The sequence below is a fragment of the Streptomyces sp. NPDC002926 genome (genome assembly GCF_053591755.1).
The window spans coordinates 22,539-39,783 of the sequence record NZ_JBSFUK010000012.1; the positions used below are offsets into that span (position 1 = coordinate 22,539).

Consider the following 17,245-nt stretch of genomic DNA (forward strand, 5'->3'; position numbering starts at 1 on the left):
GCGGTGGCGGGCGGCCTGGCCGGCGGAGTCGGTGGCGCTAGACGGCGTCCTCCGGGTCCAGGGCGGGCCGGTCCGTGACGGCCACATCTGTGGCCTGCCGGTCCTTGGCGGCCGTGTTCGTGGCGGCCGTGTCCGTGGCGGGCTCCGCCGGGAGGGGCGTCCGCTTGAACATCCGGGTCGCGGTGATCTCGCCGTGCACCGACTCACCTGACGGGTCCTGCTGCGGCAGTCCGGGCCGCAGATGCTCCTCCACGCTGATGTACTTCAGGCCGGCGCGCAGATCGGCGTCATTGCGCAGCCGGATGACCAGCGGGAATTCGGCGAGGGCCGTGGTGTCGAAGAGCCCGGTCGTATAGAGCAGCTGGACGCCCAGGGCATCGGAGACGGCGCGCTGGAGCTCCAGCAGATACGTCGCGTTGGCCCGGCCGATCGGGTTGTCGAGGAAGAGGGTGCCGGCGTGCCGGTGCTTGTCCCTGCCGCGGTCGTTGCTGCGCAGGGCGGCCATCGTGCAGTACAGGGCGATGGCCGCGGTGAGCAGCTGGCCGCCGGAGAAGACATCTCCCATCTGCCCCACCGGGACTCGCTCGGCGCGCAGCACGGCGTCGGGCTTGAGGATCTCCACGGCGACGCCCTTCGGCTGGAGCGCTGCCTGAACTCCACGCAGCAGCAAGGACATTCCGTCCCTGCGGCCTTCTCCGTAGGCCGCGGTGGAGTTCTTCTTCACGGCGGCGCGGGTCGCCTCGTCGATCACTTCGCCGAGCCGCTCGGCGAGCGTCGTCTGGTCCGGCTCCTCGAAGCGGATCCGCAGGAACTCCTGCCCGGACCACTCACCCAGTCCCTCGGGAAGGCGCGAGAGCCGCTGCGCCGAACGCAGCGTCGTCAGCGCGGACTCCACCAGACCGCGCAGCCGGTCGACGATGGTGTCGCGGTTGCGCTCCAACTGCTCGAGCTCGTCGGTCAGTACCCGCAGCCGGGGCGCGAAGGCCTCCGCCCACTTCGCCGCGTGCTCGGGCAGGGATGCGGCGGGCAGTTCCCGGATCTGCTGGCGTGCGGGGGTGCGCACCTGCTCGTACCGGGTGGAGTTGGCGTGCCGTACAAGGATGTCGCTCGCCTCCCGTACCGCTGCCTCGGCGGCCGAAAGGTCGGTGGCGCACCCGCGCAGTGAACGCCTGGCCTCGGCGGCGGAGTGCCGCGCCTCCTCCAGGCTGCCCGGGTAGGGATCCGGGGCCTGTTCCGTCTCCTCGTCCTGGCTGTGGTCCCGCAGCAGGTCACGCAGGAGCGCGGCTGTCTCGTCGAAGCCGCCCGCCGCGTCCTCGGCGGTCCGGTGCGCCTGGAGCAGGTCGGCGTGAGCGACGCGGGCCGTCTCCAACGCGTCGGTACGGGAGGCCAGTTCGGCCGAAGCGGTACGCAGCCGGGCCTGAGCCTGCTCGGCGTCGGCGGGAACCAGGTCCTCGGGGAGGTCGGTGTGTGCGTCGCCGTCCGCCGGGGCCAGCCGCTCGGACTCGCCACGCAGCCGGCCGAGCTTCTCACTGGCTTCCGAGGCGCGCGACTCCAGCATCTGGACGAGCGACTCGGCGCGGGCGGCGGCTGCCTGGCGGGACGGCCCGTCGGCACCGTCCGTGCCCTCAAGGAGCTGCGCGGCGCGGGTGCGGACCTTGTTGGAGAGCCGGTCCAGCTGGGCGAGGGCCGCGCTCTTGTCGCTCTCGGCACGCGCCTGCTCGGCGCGGAGATCGGCGCCGACGCCCACTTTCTCGTACAGCTGGGAGGCGGCGCGGTAGGCCTCGCGCAGGGCGGGCAGCGCGGCGCGCGGCGCGTCAGGATCCACGTCGGGGAGGATCTCGGGGGCGCCGGCGATCTCGGCCCGCTCGGCGCGCAGCGCGCGAGCGGTACGGCGGGCGTCGTCACCGGCGCGCTGAGCAGCACGGCGGTCCTCGTCGGCGGCCTTCGCCCGCTCCAGGCAGACCGCGGCCTGAGCCTCGGACTCGGCGGCTTCGTCGGCAAGTTCACGCAGTTTCACCTGCCAGCCGGCCCGCTCCCGGAGCCGGAAGGCGAGTCCCGCGAGCGCGTCGGCGGCTCGGCGGGCGCGCTGGGCCGCGTCCTGGCGCTCGTCCCGGACACGGGCCGCGTCCGCCGCGGCCTCGTCCGCCTCCGCGCGCACCGCACGGGCCTCGCTGAGCGTCGCCTGCGCCTCCTCGGCGGCTTCGCGGGCCGTCTGCGCGCCCCGTGCGAGCTCGGCGAGCATGCCGGCGGGGCAGTCGTCGCGCCACGAGCCGAGGCGGGCGGCGATCGCCCGGTCTCCGGCGAGCCGGGCCGCCAGCGCGCGGATCTCCTCGTCCCGGGCGGTGGCCCGGGCCCGCAGCGCCTGTCGCTCCTCGTCGGCGGCGTGCTCGTCGTGCATGGCGGGGTTCGGCGGTACGAGGAACACATCCCCGCTGTCGTCGGCGCCGGGGCCGGGGCTCGGCACGGGCGCCAGGAGCGCGGCGGCGGTGCCGACGGCCACGGCGGAGCGGGGCAACAGCGCCGCACCGGCCAGGACTTCACGCGCGCGGGAGTGCGACGCCGGGTCGGTGATCACCACACCGTCGACCAGCTCGGGCCGGGCGGCCAGCACGGCGGCATGGTCGGCCGGGTCGACGGCCTGCGCGAGGTATCGCCAGCCGGGGAGGGCGGGGATGCCGTGCTCACCGAGGTACTCGACGGTGGCGAGGACGTCGGGTCCCGGGGGCAGCAGTCCCCCGTCGCCGAGCGCGCCGAGGATGCGGGCGTCGTCGGCCGCGGCGGTACGCAGATCGAAGAGATTCCGCTCGGCGGAGGCGACGGACCGGTCGAGGAGCTCGCGCAGCTCGTCGGCGAACCGGTCCAGCTCGTCTGCGGTGAGGGGGCCTTCGTCGGCACGGAGGGGCGCGGTGACAACGGTGCGGGTGGCATGAGCCGCGGCAACGCGCGCGGCGGAAAGGTGATCCGAGCCTTCGTGCCCGGCGAGCGCGGGAGCCTCAGGCCCTTCGCCTCGCGCGTCGGCGGACCCGTGAGCCGGACGGGGGCTCGGGTGCCCGTGGTCCGCGCCGTGGGTGGCCGCTTGCCCGGCACCGGCACCGGCACCCGCGTGCCCGTGGCCGCCCACGCCACCGGGCGCCTCGGAGGAGGTGGGCCGCCGGTCCGGACCGGCAACGCCGTCGGCGTCATCGGCCGCCGTGGGGCCGTGGCCCGCAGCAGCTCCGGCCCGGGAGTGGGCCGGGCCTCCCGACCCGTCGGCGGACGACTCGCCGTCGGTACCGGCAATGCCACCGCCCGGCGCAGGGACCGACGGTCCCTGTCCTGCGGGCTCGGCTCGCAGTCCGTCGACCGCGTGCGCCGCCCCCCGGGAGGCCGCCGTCTCCCCCTGCCCGGTAGCGGGTCGCCCGTCGCCGTCCGCGGCCTCAGGCAGGCTCCCGGCAGGAAGGTCGCCCGAGCCCGCCGTGCCCGGGCCTCGTCTCGGGGAGGGCACCGTCGCGGGAGCCGACGGCGGCAGGCTGAGCAGCTCCGCCAGCCGTTCGTCCTCGGCGATCGAGTCCGCCGCGCGGCGCTCCGCCCCGTACGCGTTCTCCGCGGCCAGCGCCGCGTCAGCCGCACGGGCCGCGGCCAAGTCCGCGCGCGCCTCAGCCGCTGCGGCCTCCTTCGCCCGGTCCGCCGTGGCGCGCGCGGCCTCACGGGCCGCGTCCCAGGCCGCGACCGCCGTCTTCTCCGCGTCGCTCGCCGCGAGCGCCGCTCGCGCCGGGTCGGCGTCGGGTGCGGTGTCGTCGAGCCAGCCGGCCCGTACCGCCTCGGCCGTCTCCTGCTCCACCTCGCTGAGCCGCTGGCGCAGGTGACCGATCTCGCTGCGGGCGCGCTGTGCCTCGGTGGCGGCGACCGTGGCTGCGCGGTGCGCGGCCTCGCCCGTCTCCTGGAGCGCCGCGGAACGCTCCTCCTCCTCGTTGGCCACCCGTTCACCGCCCTCGGCCGCGGAGTGCAGCGCGCGGACGAGATCGGCGGCGGCCGTGGCGCGGGCGGCGAGCGCCGGGGCCGCGTCGCGCTCGGCCTCACGGATCGCCGCGGCGACGCGCACGGAGCGGTCGCCGGCGGCCCGGTGGCGCAGTACGGCCTCGGCGGCCTGCCAGGCAGAGTGCAGCGTGCGCGCTTCGGTCAGCTCGCGGCGCTGTGCCGCGGCACCCTTCTCCGCGACGGTCAGCGCCAGCGAGGCGTGCCGGTAGGCGAGTTCCGCGGCGATGAGAGAGCTGCGGCTGCGGGCCTGCTCGGCCTCGGTGACCGTGTGGGCGGCGGAGGTGACCCGCTGGGCGAGGTCCGCGGTGCGCCCGCGCTCCTCCGCGGCGCGCGCGGACAGCCGACGCGCGAGCGTACGGGTGCGGCGTTCGGCGCCCGCGTGGACCTCGCGGGTCCTGGCGCGTGTCCCGGCCGCCTCCACGATCCGGCCGAGCAGATCCGCCGATCCCGCGGTGAAGTCGCGTTCGGCGGTGAGCTCGGCGCGGCGGCCGAGCTTGTTGCCGAAGCTGCTGACGAGGTCGGCGAGGCCATCCGTATCGCGGGTGTCGGTGACGGCGCGCAGCAGCAGGTCGGTGAAGTCGGAGTCCTTCTTGACCGCGAAGAGTCCGGCCGCCTCGCCCTCGTCGGCGTTCATCTCCCGCTGGTAGCGGAACAGTTCGGGATCGAGGCCGACCTCGCCGAGGTGCTCGTTCCAGCGGTCGTGGATCTCCTCCCAGTACACATCGAGGTGCGGATACACCTTGCCGGCCTCGGTGATGGCGTCCCGGAAGCCCTTCATGGTGCGTCGGCGGCCATGCGCCCGCGACACGCCCTCGACGGGCGGGCGGACGGCGGTGGACTCGGCGACCGGGAGCGAGTCGAGGCTGAGGCCGGGGCCCGGCCGGAAGGAGTACCAGGCTTCCGCGAATTTCCGCGGGTCGCCCGAGACCTGGCGGCCCCGCCACTCGCTGACCTTGCCGACCACCACCAGCTCGCCGGTGAGCGTGTGCTGCCACTCCAGGGCCACATGCCCGCAGTCGTCGGCGAGCAGGAACTTGCGCAGTACGCCGGAACTGGCGCCGCCAAGGGTGTTGCGGTGGCCGGGCAGCATCACCGAGAAGATCAGCTTCAGCAGCACGGACTTGCCGCCGCCGTTCTCCAGGAAGAGCACGCCCGCGGGGGCGGGGCGCCGCGGCGGCCCGACCGGCTCCTCCTCGAAGAACTCCGCCTGGGTGGGGGCGGGGTGCGGCACGGGTTCGCCGACTCCGCGCAGGTCCAGCACGGTGTCGGCATAGCGCGCACCGGCGGGCCCGATGGAGTAGAGGCGTACCCGGGACAGCTCGTACATGGCGGCGGACTCTCGTCTTCGGCAGGTGGCGGGATCAGGCGTGGAAGGGCAGGCCGGCGTCGGCGGCCAGCTCCAGGTCGTCCGCGTCGGGCGGCGGCACAAGTGTGGCGGTGCCGTCGCTGACGGGTACGACGCCGAGCTCGAGCAGTTCGGCCATGGCCGCGCTGCCGGCCATATCGCGCACTTGCAGCTGGTAGCGGGCGGTGGTGCGGTACGCGCCTCCGGCGTCGTCACCGGTGCGCTGCAGGAAGCCCGAGTCGGTGAGGAAGGCGACGGCCTTGCCGACGATGCCGGTGGTGGATCCGGCGAGGCGGCGCGCGTCCTTGGTGGCGCCGGTGGCGCTGCGCCGTGCGTAGATCCGCCAGGCCGCTTCCAGGCCGGGGGCCTCGGTGGCGGGGTCGGTGTTCTCGCCCTGCTCCTCGGCGCGTTCCTCGAGGCGGCGGCAGGCCTGGCGGACGAAGGCGTCGATGCCGTTGACGGTGATCCGGCCGATGTAGCTGTCGTCGGCGAGGTCCTCGGGGCGCGGGAACGCCATGGCGGCGACGGCGAGATGTGCCAGTCCGTGCAGGAAGCGGTCGGCGGAGTCGGCGGACGCGCGCCGGGCGTAGTCGCCCATGCGGACGGCGAAGACCGAGTCCTCACCGGCGGCCACGGCCATACCGGCGCGCGGTGAGACTTCGAGGACGACGAGGCCGAGGCCGGTGGCAACGGCGTCGGCGAGCCGGGCGAACGCGGCCTCTTCGCGGTAGCGGCGCAGCAGTTCGGCGTATTCGGCGTCGCGTGCGGGCAGCAGCTTGGGCTGGAGTCCGAAGGAGACGAGCCGCGCGGCGTCGGCGGCGTCGGCGGGCGTGACAGCGGCGCCGGTGGCCGGGCCCGACGCCTCGTGGACGTCCGCCTCACGCCACGCGTGCTGTTCGGCGTGGTGGTCGGTCACGGGTGCTCCTGCGGAAGGTCTGGGCCGAGCGGACGGGGTGTGGGTGGGGACGGGGCGCCTGCGGCGGGGCTCTTCCCCGCCCCGCCCCTTCCCGGACCGGGGCTCTCCCCCGGACCCCGCGCCTCAGGCGCCGGCGAGGCCGGAGTTTCGACGGAGCCGCGCGGGCCGCTGCTCACGCCGCCTCCGTGCGGTCGGCGGCCATGCCCGCCGCGTCCAGCAGTGCCATGCCCACGATCAGGTCGGCGCCGCCGAACTCCGGGTCGTCCAGCTCGGTGCCGTCGTCGACGGCGAACAGCAGGCGCTCCTCGCCCTGCCGGTAGGCGGTGCCGACCGGCGGGCTCGCCGCGTGCACGGCCAGCAGCGCGACCAGATACGGCAGTTCGGGGTCGCGGCGGCGGGCCTCGGCGAGCAGGCCGGAGAGCCGGCGCGGTGCGTCGTGCTCCAGGTCGAGCAGCTCCATCGCGCTCGCGAGCTGCTCGTCGCTGAACCGGCTGTCGTCCGGGGTGGCGATCAGATCGGGCTCGGGCATCTCCGCGCCGAGATGCTCACGCTCGACGGGCGGCGTCAGCAGCATGTCGACCAGATCGCCGACTCGTACGGACGACGGTGTGCGCAGTCCGGTGCCGCGCGCGAAGAAGGCGTCCGTGACGCGGATGGCCGAGGCCAGGGGAAGCGGCAGCAGCGGGGCGACGAGCTGCCCGTACACATCGAGTCCGGAGCGCGCGGTGGGCCGGGCGAAGGCCTGGCGGTCCTGCTCGGCACGGAACAGCGGGCCGGCCTCCAGCAGCCGGGACTGCAGCTGGGTGTGGCGCCGGATGCAGTCCTTGACTATGTCGACCAGCTCGGCGGCTCGCCGCTTGTGCTCCGGATCCTCGGCCTCGTCGCGTGCCTTGCGGATATTGGTGAGGATCGCGTTCTCATGGCGGTAGCGGTCGGCGACATGGTCGAGCGCCTCGGCGATCATGTCCGGGACGGCGTTCAGCCAGTCGACGGCCCGCACGTTGCGCCGTGTCGCTTCCAGCGTCCTGCGCAGCGTCTCGGCGTACTGCACGGTGCGGTATCTGGCCTGCTCGGCGGCGAGCTGCGCGTCAGCGAGCCTGCCGCGGCTGATCAGGACCTCCAGCTTCACCTCGGCCGCGATCTGGGCGCTGGTGACGTCCGTGTCGAGCGCGCCGACCAGGACGTTGACCGCTTCGTCGGTCGTACGGAGATAGACGCTGCCGCCGTATCCCGGGACTTCCTCGATGAGTTTGAAGTCGTAGTCCCGGCGGGTGTAGACGCCGTCGGGTCCGAAGGTGCCGTACACCGCGCGGAATCCGCGGTCCACGCTGCCGACGTTGATCAGGTTCTCCAGCACCCAGCGGGCGACCCGCTCGTGCTCGGCGAACGGGCGCCGCGGGGCCTGGGCCGCGACGCGCGGCAGCAGCCTGGCCACTATCTGGTCATGGTCGGCGCCGGTGTCGAAGTCCATGTTCAGTGTGACGAGGTCGATGGCCGCGAGGGCGACCTCCGCCATCGCGTAGACGGAGTACTCGCCCGCGAGATTGGCCTTGCGTACGTCGAGGTCGTGCAGCGGCGCTGTGCACGCGAGCGCGCGCAGCCGCCGCGCGAGCCCTTCGTCGGCGGCCGGGCCCTGTGCGGGCCTCGGCCCCGCGCTGAGCTGGGGCGGAACGAAGTCCGTCGAGGCAGGCGAAGTCACGCTGCACAGATTAGGTCCTCGCACTGACAACGGTCGAAACGGCGCAGAAGCGACCGTCCGGCTACGCTCCGTCCTCGTCCTGCCCGTCGACCAGATGCGCGTACGTCTCCACCATTTGCGTGCGCGAGTCGTCGAGGTAGTCGGTGAGCAGCCGCTCGGCGCCGGACCGGTCGCCGGCCCGCAGCGCTTCGAGGATGGCCCGGTTGCGTACGAGGTAGGGCTGGTGCAGCCGCCGCGGGTTGTCCACCACATGGAACGCGAGCCTCAGCTCGGCCAGCACGCTGCGCATCAGTTCGTCGGTGCGGGCACTGCCGGCCAGCGCGACGAGTTCGCGGTGGAAGTGGATATTGGCCGTGGCAACGCCTTTCCAGTCGTGCGCGCGCTCCGACCGCTCGCCGCCCGCGACCGCCGTTTCGAGCGTCTCCAGTTGGTACGGCGGCTCACCGAGCCCGTGCACGACAGCGCACTCGACGAGCTGCCGGGTGCGGTAGATGTCCACGACGTCCTGGACGGCGAGCATCCGGACGAACACCCCGCGGTTGAGCTGGTGCTCGAGCAGCCGCTCATGGGTGAGCAGCCGGAACGCTTCGCGAAGCGTGTTGCGCGAGACGCCGAGCGCCTTGCCGATGCTGTCCTCGGACAGGCGTTCTCCCGGCGGGAAGTAGCCCTCCGCGATGCGGGTGCGCAGGATGTCCGCGACCCGCTCCGCCGTGCTGGTACGGCCCAACAGCGGGCGGTCGTCCGCCAGTCCGCCGATCCCGGACTCCGTCGTCCCCACAGCGCCCTCTCTCCCTCGCCGGCCGCTCCGACCGACGCGCGAGCTCCATCGTAGAAGCAAGAACGACCCTACGAAACTCTTGTCGGATCGTTCAACAATCCCTATCTTGGCGTCACCGCACAGTCTCGACAGCACCCTCCTCCCCCTCTGCGAGGTGCAGATGAGTACGACCCAGACCCAGCCGAAGCAGGGCGAACTCCCCGAGGACACCGGCGCCTTCGCCTGGCTGCGGGCGCTCGGGCCGCGCGGCCGCCGCGCCTTCGGTGGCGCGTTCGGCGGTTACTCCCTCGATTCCTACGACTACTTCACACTGCCGCTGAGCATGGTGGCGATCTCCGCCTACTTCGGTCTCGACAACGGACAGACCGGACTTCTCACCACCGTCACCCTGGTCGTCTCCGCGGTGGGCGGCGCGCTCGCCGGCATCCTCGCCGACCGCATAGGCCGGGTGAAAGCCCTGATGATCACGGTGATCACCTATGCGGTGTTCACCGTCCTGTGCGGCTTCGCCCCCAACTACGAGACGCTGCTGGTCTTCCGGGCTCTGCAGGGCCTCGGCTTCGGCGGCGAGTGGGCGGTCGGCGCGATCCTGGTCGCCGAGTACGCCTCCGCCAAGCACCGCGGCCGCACGCTCGGCGCCGTCCAGAGCGCGTGGGCGGCCGGCTGGGCGCTCGCCGTCATCGTCTACACCCTGGTCTTCCAGTTCCTCGACGCGGACACCGCCTGGCGCGTGATGTTCTGGACGGGCGCCCTGCCCGCCCTGCTGGTCATCTACGTACGGCGGAATGTCAGCGACGCGCCCGTGGCGGCCGAGCGACGTCATGCCGGCACCGGGCGCGGGACCTTCTCCACCATCTTCAAGAAGGATCTGCTGCGTACGACGTTCTTCGCGACGCTGCTCTCCACGGGCGTCCAGGGCGGCTACTACACGCTCGCCACCTGGGTGCCCACGTATCTCAAGACCGAGCGCGGGCTCACCGTCGTCGGCACCGGCGGCTATCTGACCTTCCTGATCTCCGGGTCCTTCATCGGCTATCTCACCGGCGGTTATCTCACCGACCGGATCGGCCGGAAGAAGAACATCACGCTCTTCGCCGTGCTGTCCGCCATCGGGATCCTCGCCTACACGAACATCCCGGCCGGGGCGAACGGTCTGCTGCTGGTCCTCGGCTTCCCGCTCGGATTCTGCATGTCGGCGATCTTCAGCGGCTTCGGTTCGTTCCTCAGCGAGCTGTATCCGACGGCCGTACGGGGCACCGGCCAGGGATTCACCTACAACAGCGGCCGTGCCGTGGGCGCGTTCCTGCCCACGCTGGTCGGCTTCCTGTCCGACAGCTGGGGAGTGGGCGGAGCGCTCGTCCTGGGCGCCTTCGGTTACGGCCTGGCGGTGGTGGCTCTGTTCGGCCTGCCCGAGACCCGCGGGAAGGAGCTGGTGTGATCCGCACCCCGGAGCGCGTCCACGGGCGCGCACGGAGCCCGGTCGGGTTCCGCGAGCAGTTCCCTTCCACGGATGCCCCCGACGAGCAGTACCGCGTGGCCTGACGAGCAGGAATGAGGAGTACATGACCTGGGCGTCGATCGATCTCAACGCCGACCTCGGCGAGGGCTTCGGCCGCTGGCGGCTGACCGACGACGAGCAGCTGCTGTCCGTCGTCACCAGCGCCAATGTCGCCTGCGGCTTCCACGCCGGGGACGCGGCCACCATGCGGCGCGTCTGCGACCTCGCGGCCGATCGCTCGGTGAGGATCGGCGCCCAGGTCTCCTACCGCGATCTGGCCGGTTTCGGGCGGCGCTCCATGGACGTCCCGCCGGACGAGCTGGCCGCCGAGATCGCGTACCAGATAGGGGCGTTGGAGATCTTCGCCAAGGCGGCCGGGTCCCGCGTCTCGTACGTCAAACCGCACGGCGCTCTCTACAACCGGGTCGTGTACGACGAGGAGCAGGCGGCAGCCGTCGTCGAAGGCGTACTGCTGTCCGGCGAGCGGCTGCCACTGCTCGGACTGCCCGGCTCGAAACTGCACACCATGGCGGAGAAGGCCGGACTGCCCGCCGTCTCCGAGGCGTTCGCCGACCGCGCGTACACCGCGGAGGGCACGCTGGTGCCGCGCGGACAGGACGGAGCGGTCCTCAGCGATCCGGCCGAGGTCGTCGAACGGTCCGTCAGCATGGCCAGGTTCGGCGTGGTCACCTCGCGCTGCGGACGGTCGGTCGCGGTACGCGCCCGCTCGCTCTGTCTGCACGGCGACACCGAGGGAGCCGTCACTCTCGCCCGCCGGGTGCGGCGGCAGCTGGAGACCGTGGGCGTCCGTGTGGAGGCCTTCGTATGAGGGCCCTGCCGGTCGGCGACCGGGCGCTCCTCATCGAGTTGAAGGACGGGGACGAGGCCGGGGCGCTCCACGCCGAACTGCTGCGCCGCCGCGCCGCCGGCACCCTCCCGGCGATCCTGGAGATCGTGCCCGCCGCCCGGACCGTGCTCCTCGACGGGCTCGACGAGCCGGGCCGCTTCGCGCAGGAGCTCGCGGAATGGGAGGTTCCGGCGCTCCAGGGGCGCGTGCAGGACGCGATCGAGGTTCCCGTCCGCTACGACGGGCCCGATCTGGCGGATGTCGCGGCACTGTGGCAGGTGGCGGAGGAGGATGTCGCGGACATCCACTCGGCGGCGGAATTCCGGGTCGCCTTCTGCGGGTTCGCGCCCGGCTTCGGCTATCTGACCGGGCTTCCGCAGCCGTACGCGGTGCCGCGCAGAGCCACCCCGCGCACCTCCGTACCGGCCGGGGCAGTCGCGCTGGCCGGCCCGTTCACCGGCGTGTACCCCCGCTCGTCGCCCGGCGGCTGGCAGCTGATCGGGACGACGGACACGGTGCTGTGGGACCCGGCGCGGGAGCCCGCCGCGCTGCTCTCGCCGGGGACGCGGGTGCGGTTCGTGCCTCGGCTCGCCGGGATCCGCCGATGACCGACAGGGCCTTCGCGGTCGTACGGGCCGGGGCGCTGACCACCGTGCAGGACCTGGGGCGGCCCGGGCACGCCCATCTCGGGGTGCCGCGCTCCGGGGTGCTCGACCCCCGGTCCGGCCGCCTCGTCAACCGGCTGGTGGGCAATGCGGAGAGTGCCGCGGTCCTGGAGACCACGCTCAACGGGTGTGCGGTACGCCCGCGTTGCGCGGTGACCGTGGCCGTCGGCGGCGCGCACTGCCAGGTCACGGTCGACGGGCGGCCGGCGGCATGGGGCGCGCCGGTGCGAGTCGCCGCCGACTCGGTGCTGGAGGCCGGCCCCGCGCTGCGCGGCGTACGCGCCTATCTGGCCTTCGCCGGCGGGATCGCGGTCGATCCGGTGCTCGGCAGCCGCTCCACCGATCTGCTCTCCGGGCTCGGTCCCGCACCGCTCGCGGACGGCGCCGTACTGCCACTCGGCCGGCCGGGCTGGCCGCCGGCACGGGTCGACGGCGGCATCCCGTGGCCCGCGCCACCGGCCGAGCTGGTGCTGCGGGTGCGGCTCGGGCCGCGCGCCGGCTGGTTCACGGACGCGGCCATGCGCACGCTGGCCCGGGCCGCGTACCGCGTGTCGTCGGCGAGCAACCGCATCGGGCTGCGCACCGAGGGACCCGCACTGGAGCGGGCCGTGACCGGCGAACTCCCCAGCGAGGGCATGGTGCTGGGGGCCGTGCAGGTGCCGCCGGACGGCCGCCCGGTCGTCTTTCTCGCCGACCATCCCACCACCGGCGGCTATCCGGTCGTGGCGGTCGTCGACGCGCGGGATCTCCCGGCGGCGGCCCAGGCCGCACCCGGCACACCTGTCCGGTTCGTCGTGATCCGATGACTACACCCCGGCGGTGCCGTAGCCCCCGCCGCCAGGAGTGTTCATGACCAGGACGTCCCCGGGACCGACGTCCACCGAGTCGACTCCGCGCAGTCGCGTCACCGACCCGTCCGCCCGCTCCACGAGGTTGCTGCCGAGCATGCCCGCCTCACCGCCCGCCATGCCGTACGGAGGGATGCGCCGGTGCCCGGTGAGCAGCGCCACCGTCATCGGCTCGAGGAAACGGATTCTGCGGACGACTCCGCAGCCCCCGCTCCAGCGGCCGCGGCCGCCGCTGCCTTCCCGCACGGCAAAGGCGTCCACGCGCACCGGATAACGCCACTCCAGCACTTCGGGATCGGTGAGGCGGGAGTTGGTCATATGGGTCTGTACGGCGTCGGCCCCGTCGAAGCCGTCGCCCGCGCCGGAGCCACTGGCGACCGTCTCGTAGTACTGCACACGGTCGTTGCCGAAGGTCAGGTTGTTCATCGTGCCGGAGCCCTCCGCCTGCACACCGAGCGCGGCGTACAGCGCGCCGGTGACGGCCTGCGAGGTCTCCACATTGCCTGCGACGGTTGCGGCGGGGTGCGCCGGCGCGAGCATCGACCCTGCCGGCACCCGTACATCGAGCGGCTCGAGACAGCCGCTGTTGAGCGGGATGTCGTCGGCGACCAGCGTCCGGAACACATACAGCACCGCCGCCATCACCACCGACTTGGGTGCGTTGAAGTTCCCGGGCTGCTGCGGAGAGGTGCCGGTGAAGTCGATCACCGCGCTGCGCCGCTGCCGGTCCACGCGCAGGGACACCTGGATGACGGCCCCGCCGTCCGTCTCGTAGCGGTACTCGCCGTCGGCCAGACCCGCGACGATCCGGCGTACCGACTCCTCCGCGTTGTCCCGCACATGCTGCATATAGGCCTGGACGACCTCGATCCCGAACTGGTCGGCCATACGGCGCAGTTCGGCGATGCCCTTCTCGTTGGCGGCGATCTGGGCGCGCAGGTCGGCGAGGTTGGTGTCGGGCGCGCGGGAGGGGTACCGGGCGGTGGTCAGCAGTTCCCGCGTCTCGGCCTCGCGCAGCCGTCCGTCCCGTACGAGCAGCCAGTTGTCGAAGAGCACGCCCTCCTCCTCCACGGTGCGGCTGAAGGCGGGCATGGAACCGGGCGTGATGCCGCCGATCTCGGCGTGATGGCCGCGCGAGGCGACGAGGAACCGCAGCTCCTCCCCTTCGAACACCGGCGTCACGACCGTCACATCGGGCAGGTGGGTGCCGCCGTGGTACGGGTCGTTGATCGCGTACACATCGCCCGGCCGCAGCGCGCCCTCGTTCCGGCGCAGCACCTCCTTGATGGACTCGCCCATGGAGCCGAGGTGGACGGGGATGTGCGGCGCGTTCGCGATCAGGTTGCCATCCGCGTCGAAGAGGGCGCAGGAGAAGTCGAGCCGCTCCTTGATGTTGACGGAGTGTGCCGTGTTCTCCAGGCGTACGCCCATCTGCTCGGCGATCGCCATGAAGAGATTGTTGAAGACCTCCAGAAGAACCGGGTCGACATCGGTGCCGACGGCGACTCTGCCGGGGCGGGGCCGTACCCGCGTCAGCAGCAGGTGCCCGCCGTCGCCCGCTGCCGCCCGCCAGCCGGGGTCGACGACGGTGGTGGCGTCGGCCTCGGCGATGATCGCGGGACCTTCGACGGCGTCACCGGGCCGCAGGTCTCCGCGCCGGCAGAGGGGGGTGTCGCGCCGCGCGCCGTTCACGAACATCCGCACCGTGGCGCGCGGTGCGAAATTCCCCCCGCCCGCGGTCCCTTCGCCCGCGGTTCCTTCAGCTGTGGTCCCTTCAGCTGTGGTCCCTTCGCCTGTGGTCCCTTCGGCGACGTGCTCGCCGTGCTCTCCCGCCGTTCCCACCGCCTCCACGGAGACCGCCTCCACGACGAGCGGTTTGTCCATGGTGAACGCGTAGCGGGCTCGGTGGGTCGTCTCGAAGGCCTCGGTCATCCCTGCCACGGTGTCCAGCGGCACGGACAGGCCGGCGTCCGTTCCGGCGTAACGGAGCAGCACGCGCGCGTGCGTCGTGATCGCGGCATCCGGGACGGCATCGGCACGCAGCTCGGCGCGGGTGCGTGCGGCGAGATCGCGGCAGAGGGTGCGTACGCGCCCGAGGGCCGCCTCGTCCAGCTCCGCCTCGACGGACTGCTCACGCATGGCGGTCGCGTCGGCGAGCCCGATGCCGTATGCGGAGAGCACCCCGGCAAGCGGCGGCACGATCACCGTGTCGACACCGAGCGCGTCGGCGACGGCGCAGGCGTGTTGCCCGCCCGCTCCCCCGAAGGAGGTGAGGGCATAGCGGGTGATGTCGTGTCCGCGCTGTACGGAGATCTTCTTGACCGCGTTCGCCATATTGAGGACGGCGATCTCCAAAAAGCCGGCCGCGACCTCCTCCGGAGTGCGGTCCTTGCCGCTCGCCCTGCGTACCTCGTCGGCGAGTTCAGCGAAGCGTTCGCGCACCGTATCGGCATCCAGCGGCTGGTCGCCGCCGGGGCCGAAGACCGCGGGGAAGTGACCGGGCTGGATGCGGCCGAGCATCACATTGGCGTCGGTGACAGTCAGCGGGCCGCCGCGGCGATAGCAGGCGGGACCCGGCACGGCACCCGCGGAGTCCGGGCCCACGCGGTAGCGGCGGCCGTCGAAGTGGAGAACGGAGCCGCCGCCCGCCGCGACGGTGTGGATGTTCATCATGGGCGCGCGCATGCGCACGCCCGCGACCTGGGTGCCGAGCTCGCGCTCGAACTCGCCCGCGTAGTGCGACACATCGGTGGAGGTGCCGCCCATGTCGAAGCCGATGACCCGCCCGAATCCGGCCTGTTCGGCGGTACGGGCCATTCCGACCACGCCGCCCGCCGGGCCGGACAGTACGGCATCCTTGCCGCGGAAGTGCGCGGCCTCGCGCAGTCCGCCGTTGGACTGCATGAACATCAGGCGGATGCCCTCGAGTTCGCCGGCGACCTCATCGACGTAGCGCCGCAGGATCGGCGAGAGGTAGGCGTCCACGACGGTCGTGTCACCGCGCGGCACCAGCTTGATCAGCGGGCTGACCTCGTGGGAGCAGCTGACCTGGGTGAAGCCGAGCGTACGGGCCTCCTCGGCGATGCGGGTTTCGTGGCCGGGGTGGCGGTAGCCGTGCATCAGCACCACGGCCGCGCTGTGGAAGCCTTCACTCCGGGCTGCCTTCAACTGCTCGGTGACGGTGGCCATTTCGAGCGGCCGGACGATCTCGCCGTGCGCGTCGACGCGTTCGGGGACCTCGATGACGCGCTCGTACACCGCCTCCGGGAGCAGGATCCGGCGCTCGAAGAGCCGGGGCCGGTTCTGGTAGGCGATGCGCAGCGCGTCCCGGAATCCCTCGGTGATGACGAGGACGGTCGGCTCGCCGCGGCGCTCGAGCAGGGCGTTGGTGGCTACGGTCGTGCCCATCTTCACGCAGGCGACCCGGTCGGCCGGGACGGGCTCGTCCGGGCCGACGCCGAGGAGCAGCCGGATCCCGGCGACAGCCGCGTCCCGGTACCGCTCCGGGTTGTGGGAGAGCAGTTTGCGGGTCACAAGCCGTCCGTCGGGGCGTCGGCCCACGATGTCGGTGAAGGTGCCGCCACGGTCGATCCAGAACTCCCAGGGCCCGCTCATTCCCCCATTCTGGCAAGGGGAACGTCCAGCGACACGGCAGCGAGCGCTGAGGAGAGCGCATGCTCGGCGCTGTGGTCCAGGCGGGCGCTGGTGCCGCGCGCCCAGTGCCGCACCTCCGCCCCGGCCATCCGCAGCAGCTGCGGCAGCAGATCGGTGCACCGGCGCGCCACCCATCCGGTACCGGCCGTGGCGAGCCACAGGAGCGACGCGGAGCGGGTCGGCGAGGGCTGATCTGGTTCGCTTGCGGGCGCGGCGCCGTGCGCGAGCCCGCGTGCGGCCAGCAGTTCATGGAAGCGGGCCGCGATCATGCGGTGCCCGCGCTCGCCCGGATGCAGCCGGTCCGCGCTCCACATGGACCGGTCGGCGACCCAGGGGCCGTCGGCGGCATGCAGATGTACGGCGCCGTAACGGTTCGACAGGGCGTGGACGACGGCGTTGACCGCCCGCTGCCGTCTGGCGAGCGGGCGCGCGAGCGGCACCGGCAGCCCGAGCATGGTGCCGGGGTCGGGCAGACAGGCGGTGAGCAGCACGGTGCCGCGCGCCGAGAGCGCCGCGCAGACCTCGTCGAGCCGCAGGGTGAGGTCCTCGATGTCGAAGGTGCAGCGCAGGGTGTCGTTGACCCCGACGACGACGGAGGCGATGTCGGGTTCGTACGCGAGCGCCTCGGGCGTCTGGAGCTCGGCGACGTCCTGGGTGAGGGCACCGCTGACGGCGAGGTTGCGGAAGTGGTCGGGCGCGCCGGCGGCGGAGAGCCCCTCCGCGAGCAGAGCGGCCCACCCCCGCCAGCTGTCGCCGACGCGATCGCCGACGCCTTCGGTGAGCGAGTCCCCGAGCGCGACGAAGCGCGGGGCGTGCGCGGGCACGGAGGCGTCCGTACCGGCGGCATCGAGCCCGGATACGCCCGCAGCCACGGCGGTGAAACCCGAAGTGGCCGGACCGGCGGCATCGAGCCCCGACGCGTCCGGAGCCAGGGCGGTGAGACCCGAAGTGGCCGTACCGGCGGCATCGAGCCCCGAC

Annotated in this window: 10 protein-coding genes; 4 read left to right on the forward strand and 6 right to left on the reverse strand. The window is 73.0% G+C overall.

What is annotated here, in order from left to right:
* Positions 1 to 37: 37 nt before the first annotated feature.
* The 4 genes from ACWDZ6_RS19990 to ACWDZ6_RS20005 form a co-directional block, all read right to left on the reverse strand.
* The gene (locus tag ACWDZ6_RS19990) at positions 38 to 5,344 is read right to left on the reverse strand and encodes a hypothetical protein (protein ID WP_451503923.1); all 5,307 of its coding nucleotides are present in this window, start codon (positions 5,342 to 5,344) and stop codon (positions 38 to 40) included.
* A 34-nt stretch (positions 5,345 to 5,378) separates the two neighbouring features.
* Complete coding sequence (locus ACWDZ6_RS19995; RefSeq protein ID WP_451503924.1) at positions 5,379 to 6,278, reverse strand: hypothetical protein; 900 nt, start codon at positions 6,276 to 6,278, stop codon at positions 5,379 to 5,381.
* Positions 6,279 to 6,450: 172 nt separating this feature from the next.
* Positions 6,451 to 7,977: a hypothetical protein gene (locus tag ACWDZ6_RS20000; protein WP_451503925.1), complete on the reverse strand. Its 1,527-nt coding sequence runs from the start codon at positions 7,975 to 7,977 to the stop codon at positions 6,451 to 6,453.
* Between the two features lie 61 nt (positions 7,978 to 8,038).
* A complete protein-coding gene (locus tag ACWDZ6_RS20005) occupies positions 8,039 to 8,755 on the reverse strand; it encodes a GntR family transcriptional regulator (protein WP_451503926.1) in 717 nt (238 codons plus the stop codon).
* A gap of 160 nt (positions 8,756 to 8,915) precedes the next feature.
* Between ACWDZ6_RS20005 and ACWDZ6_RS20010 the strand changes: the two genes are divergently transcribed.
* The 4 genes from ACWDZ6_RS20010 (at position 8,916) to ACWDZ6_RS20025 (ending at position 12,571) form a co-directional block, all read left to right on the forward strand.
* On the forward strand, positions 8,916 to 10,193 hold the full coding sequence (locus ACWDZ6_RS20010) for an MFS transporter (protein ID WP_451503927.1): 1,278 nt from the start codon (positions 8,916 to 8,918) through the stop codon (positions 10,191 to 10,193).
* A gap of 124 nt (positions 10,194 to 10,317) precedes the next feature.
* Complete coding sequence (locus ACWDZ6_RS20015; RefSeq protein ID WP_451503928.1) at positions 10,318 to 11,082, forward strand: LamB/YcsF family protein; 765 nt, start codon at positions 10,318 to 10,320, stop codon at positions 11,080 to 11,082.
* Positions 11,079 to 11,708 (forward strand): 5-oxoprolinase subunit PxpB, encoded by a 630-nt coding sequence (gene pxpB / locus ACWDZ6_RS20020; protein ID WP_451503929.1) that lies wholly within the window; start codon positions 11,079 to 11,081, stop codon positions 11,706 to 11,708. The genes ACWDZ6_RS20015 and pxpB overlap by 4 nt, the downstream gene beginning before the upstream one ends.
* Complete coding sequence (locus tag ACWDZ6_RS20025; protein WP_451503930.1) at positions 11,705 to 12,571, forward strand: 5-oxoprolinase subunit C family protein; 867 nt, start codon at positions 11,705 to 11,707, stop codon at positions 12,569 to 12,571. Before pxpB ends, ACWDZ6_RS20025 begins: the two co-directional genes overlap by 4 nt.
* On the opposite strand, the gene ACWDZ6_RS20030 is transcribed toward ACWDZ6_RS20025, so the two are convergent.
* Positions 12,572 to 16,228: a hydantoinase B/oxoprolinase family protein gene (locus tag ACWDZ6_RS20030; protein ID WP_451503931.1), complete on the reverse strand. Its 3,657-nt coding sequence runs from the start codon at positions 16,226 to 16,228 to the stop codon at positions 12,572 to 12,574. It lies immediately after the preceding gene.
* The gene (locus ACWDZ6_RS20035) at positions 16,225 to 17,091 is read right to left on the reverse strand and encodes an SGNH/GDSL hydrolase family protein (protein WP_451503982.1); all 867 of its coding nucleotides are present in this window, start codon (positions 17,089 to 17,091) and stop codon (positions 16,225 to 16,227) included. The genes ACWDZ6_RS20030 and ACWDZ6_RS20035 overlap by 4 nt, the downstream gene beginning before the upstream one ends.
* Between the last annotated feature and the right edge of the window lie 154 nt (positions 17,092 to 17,245).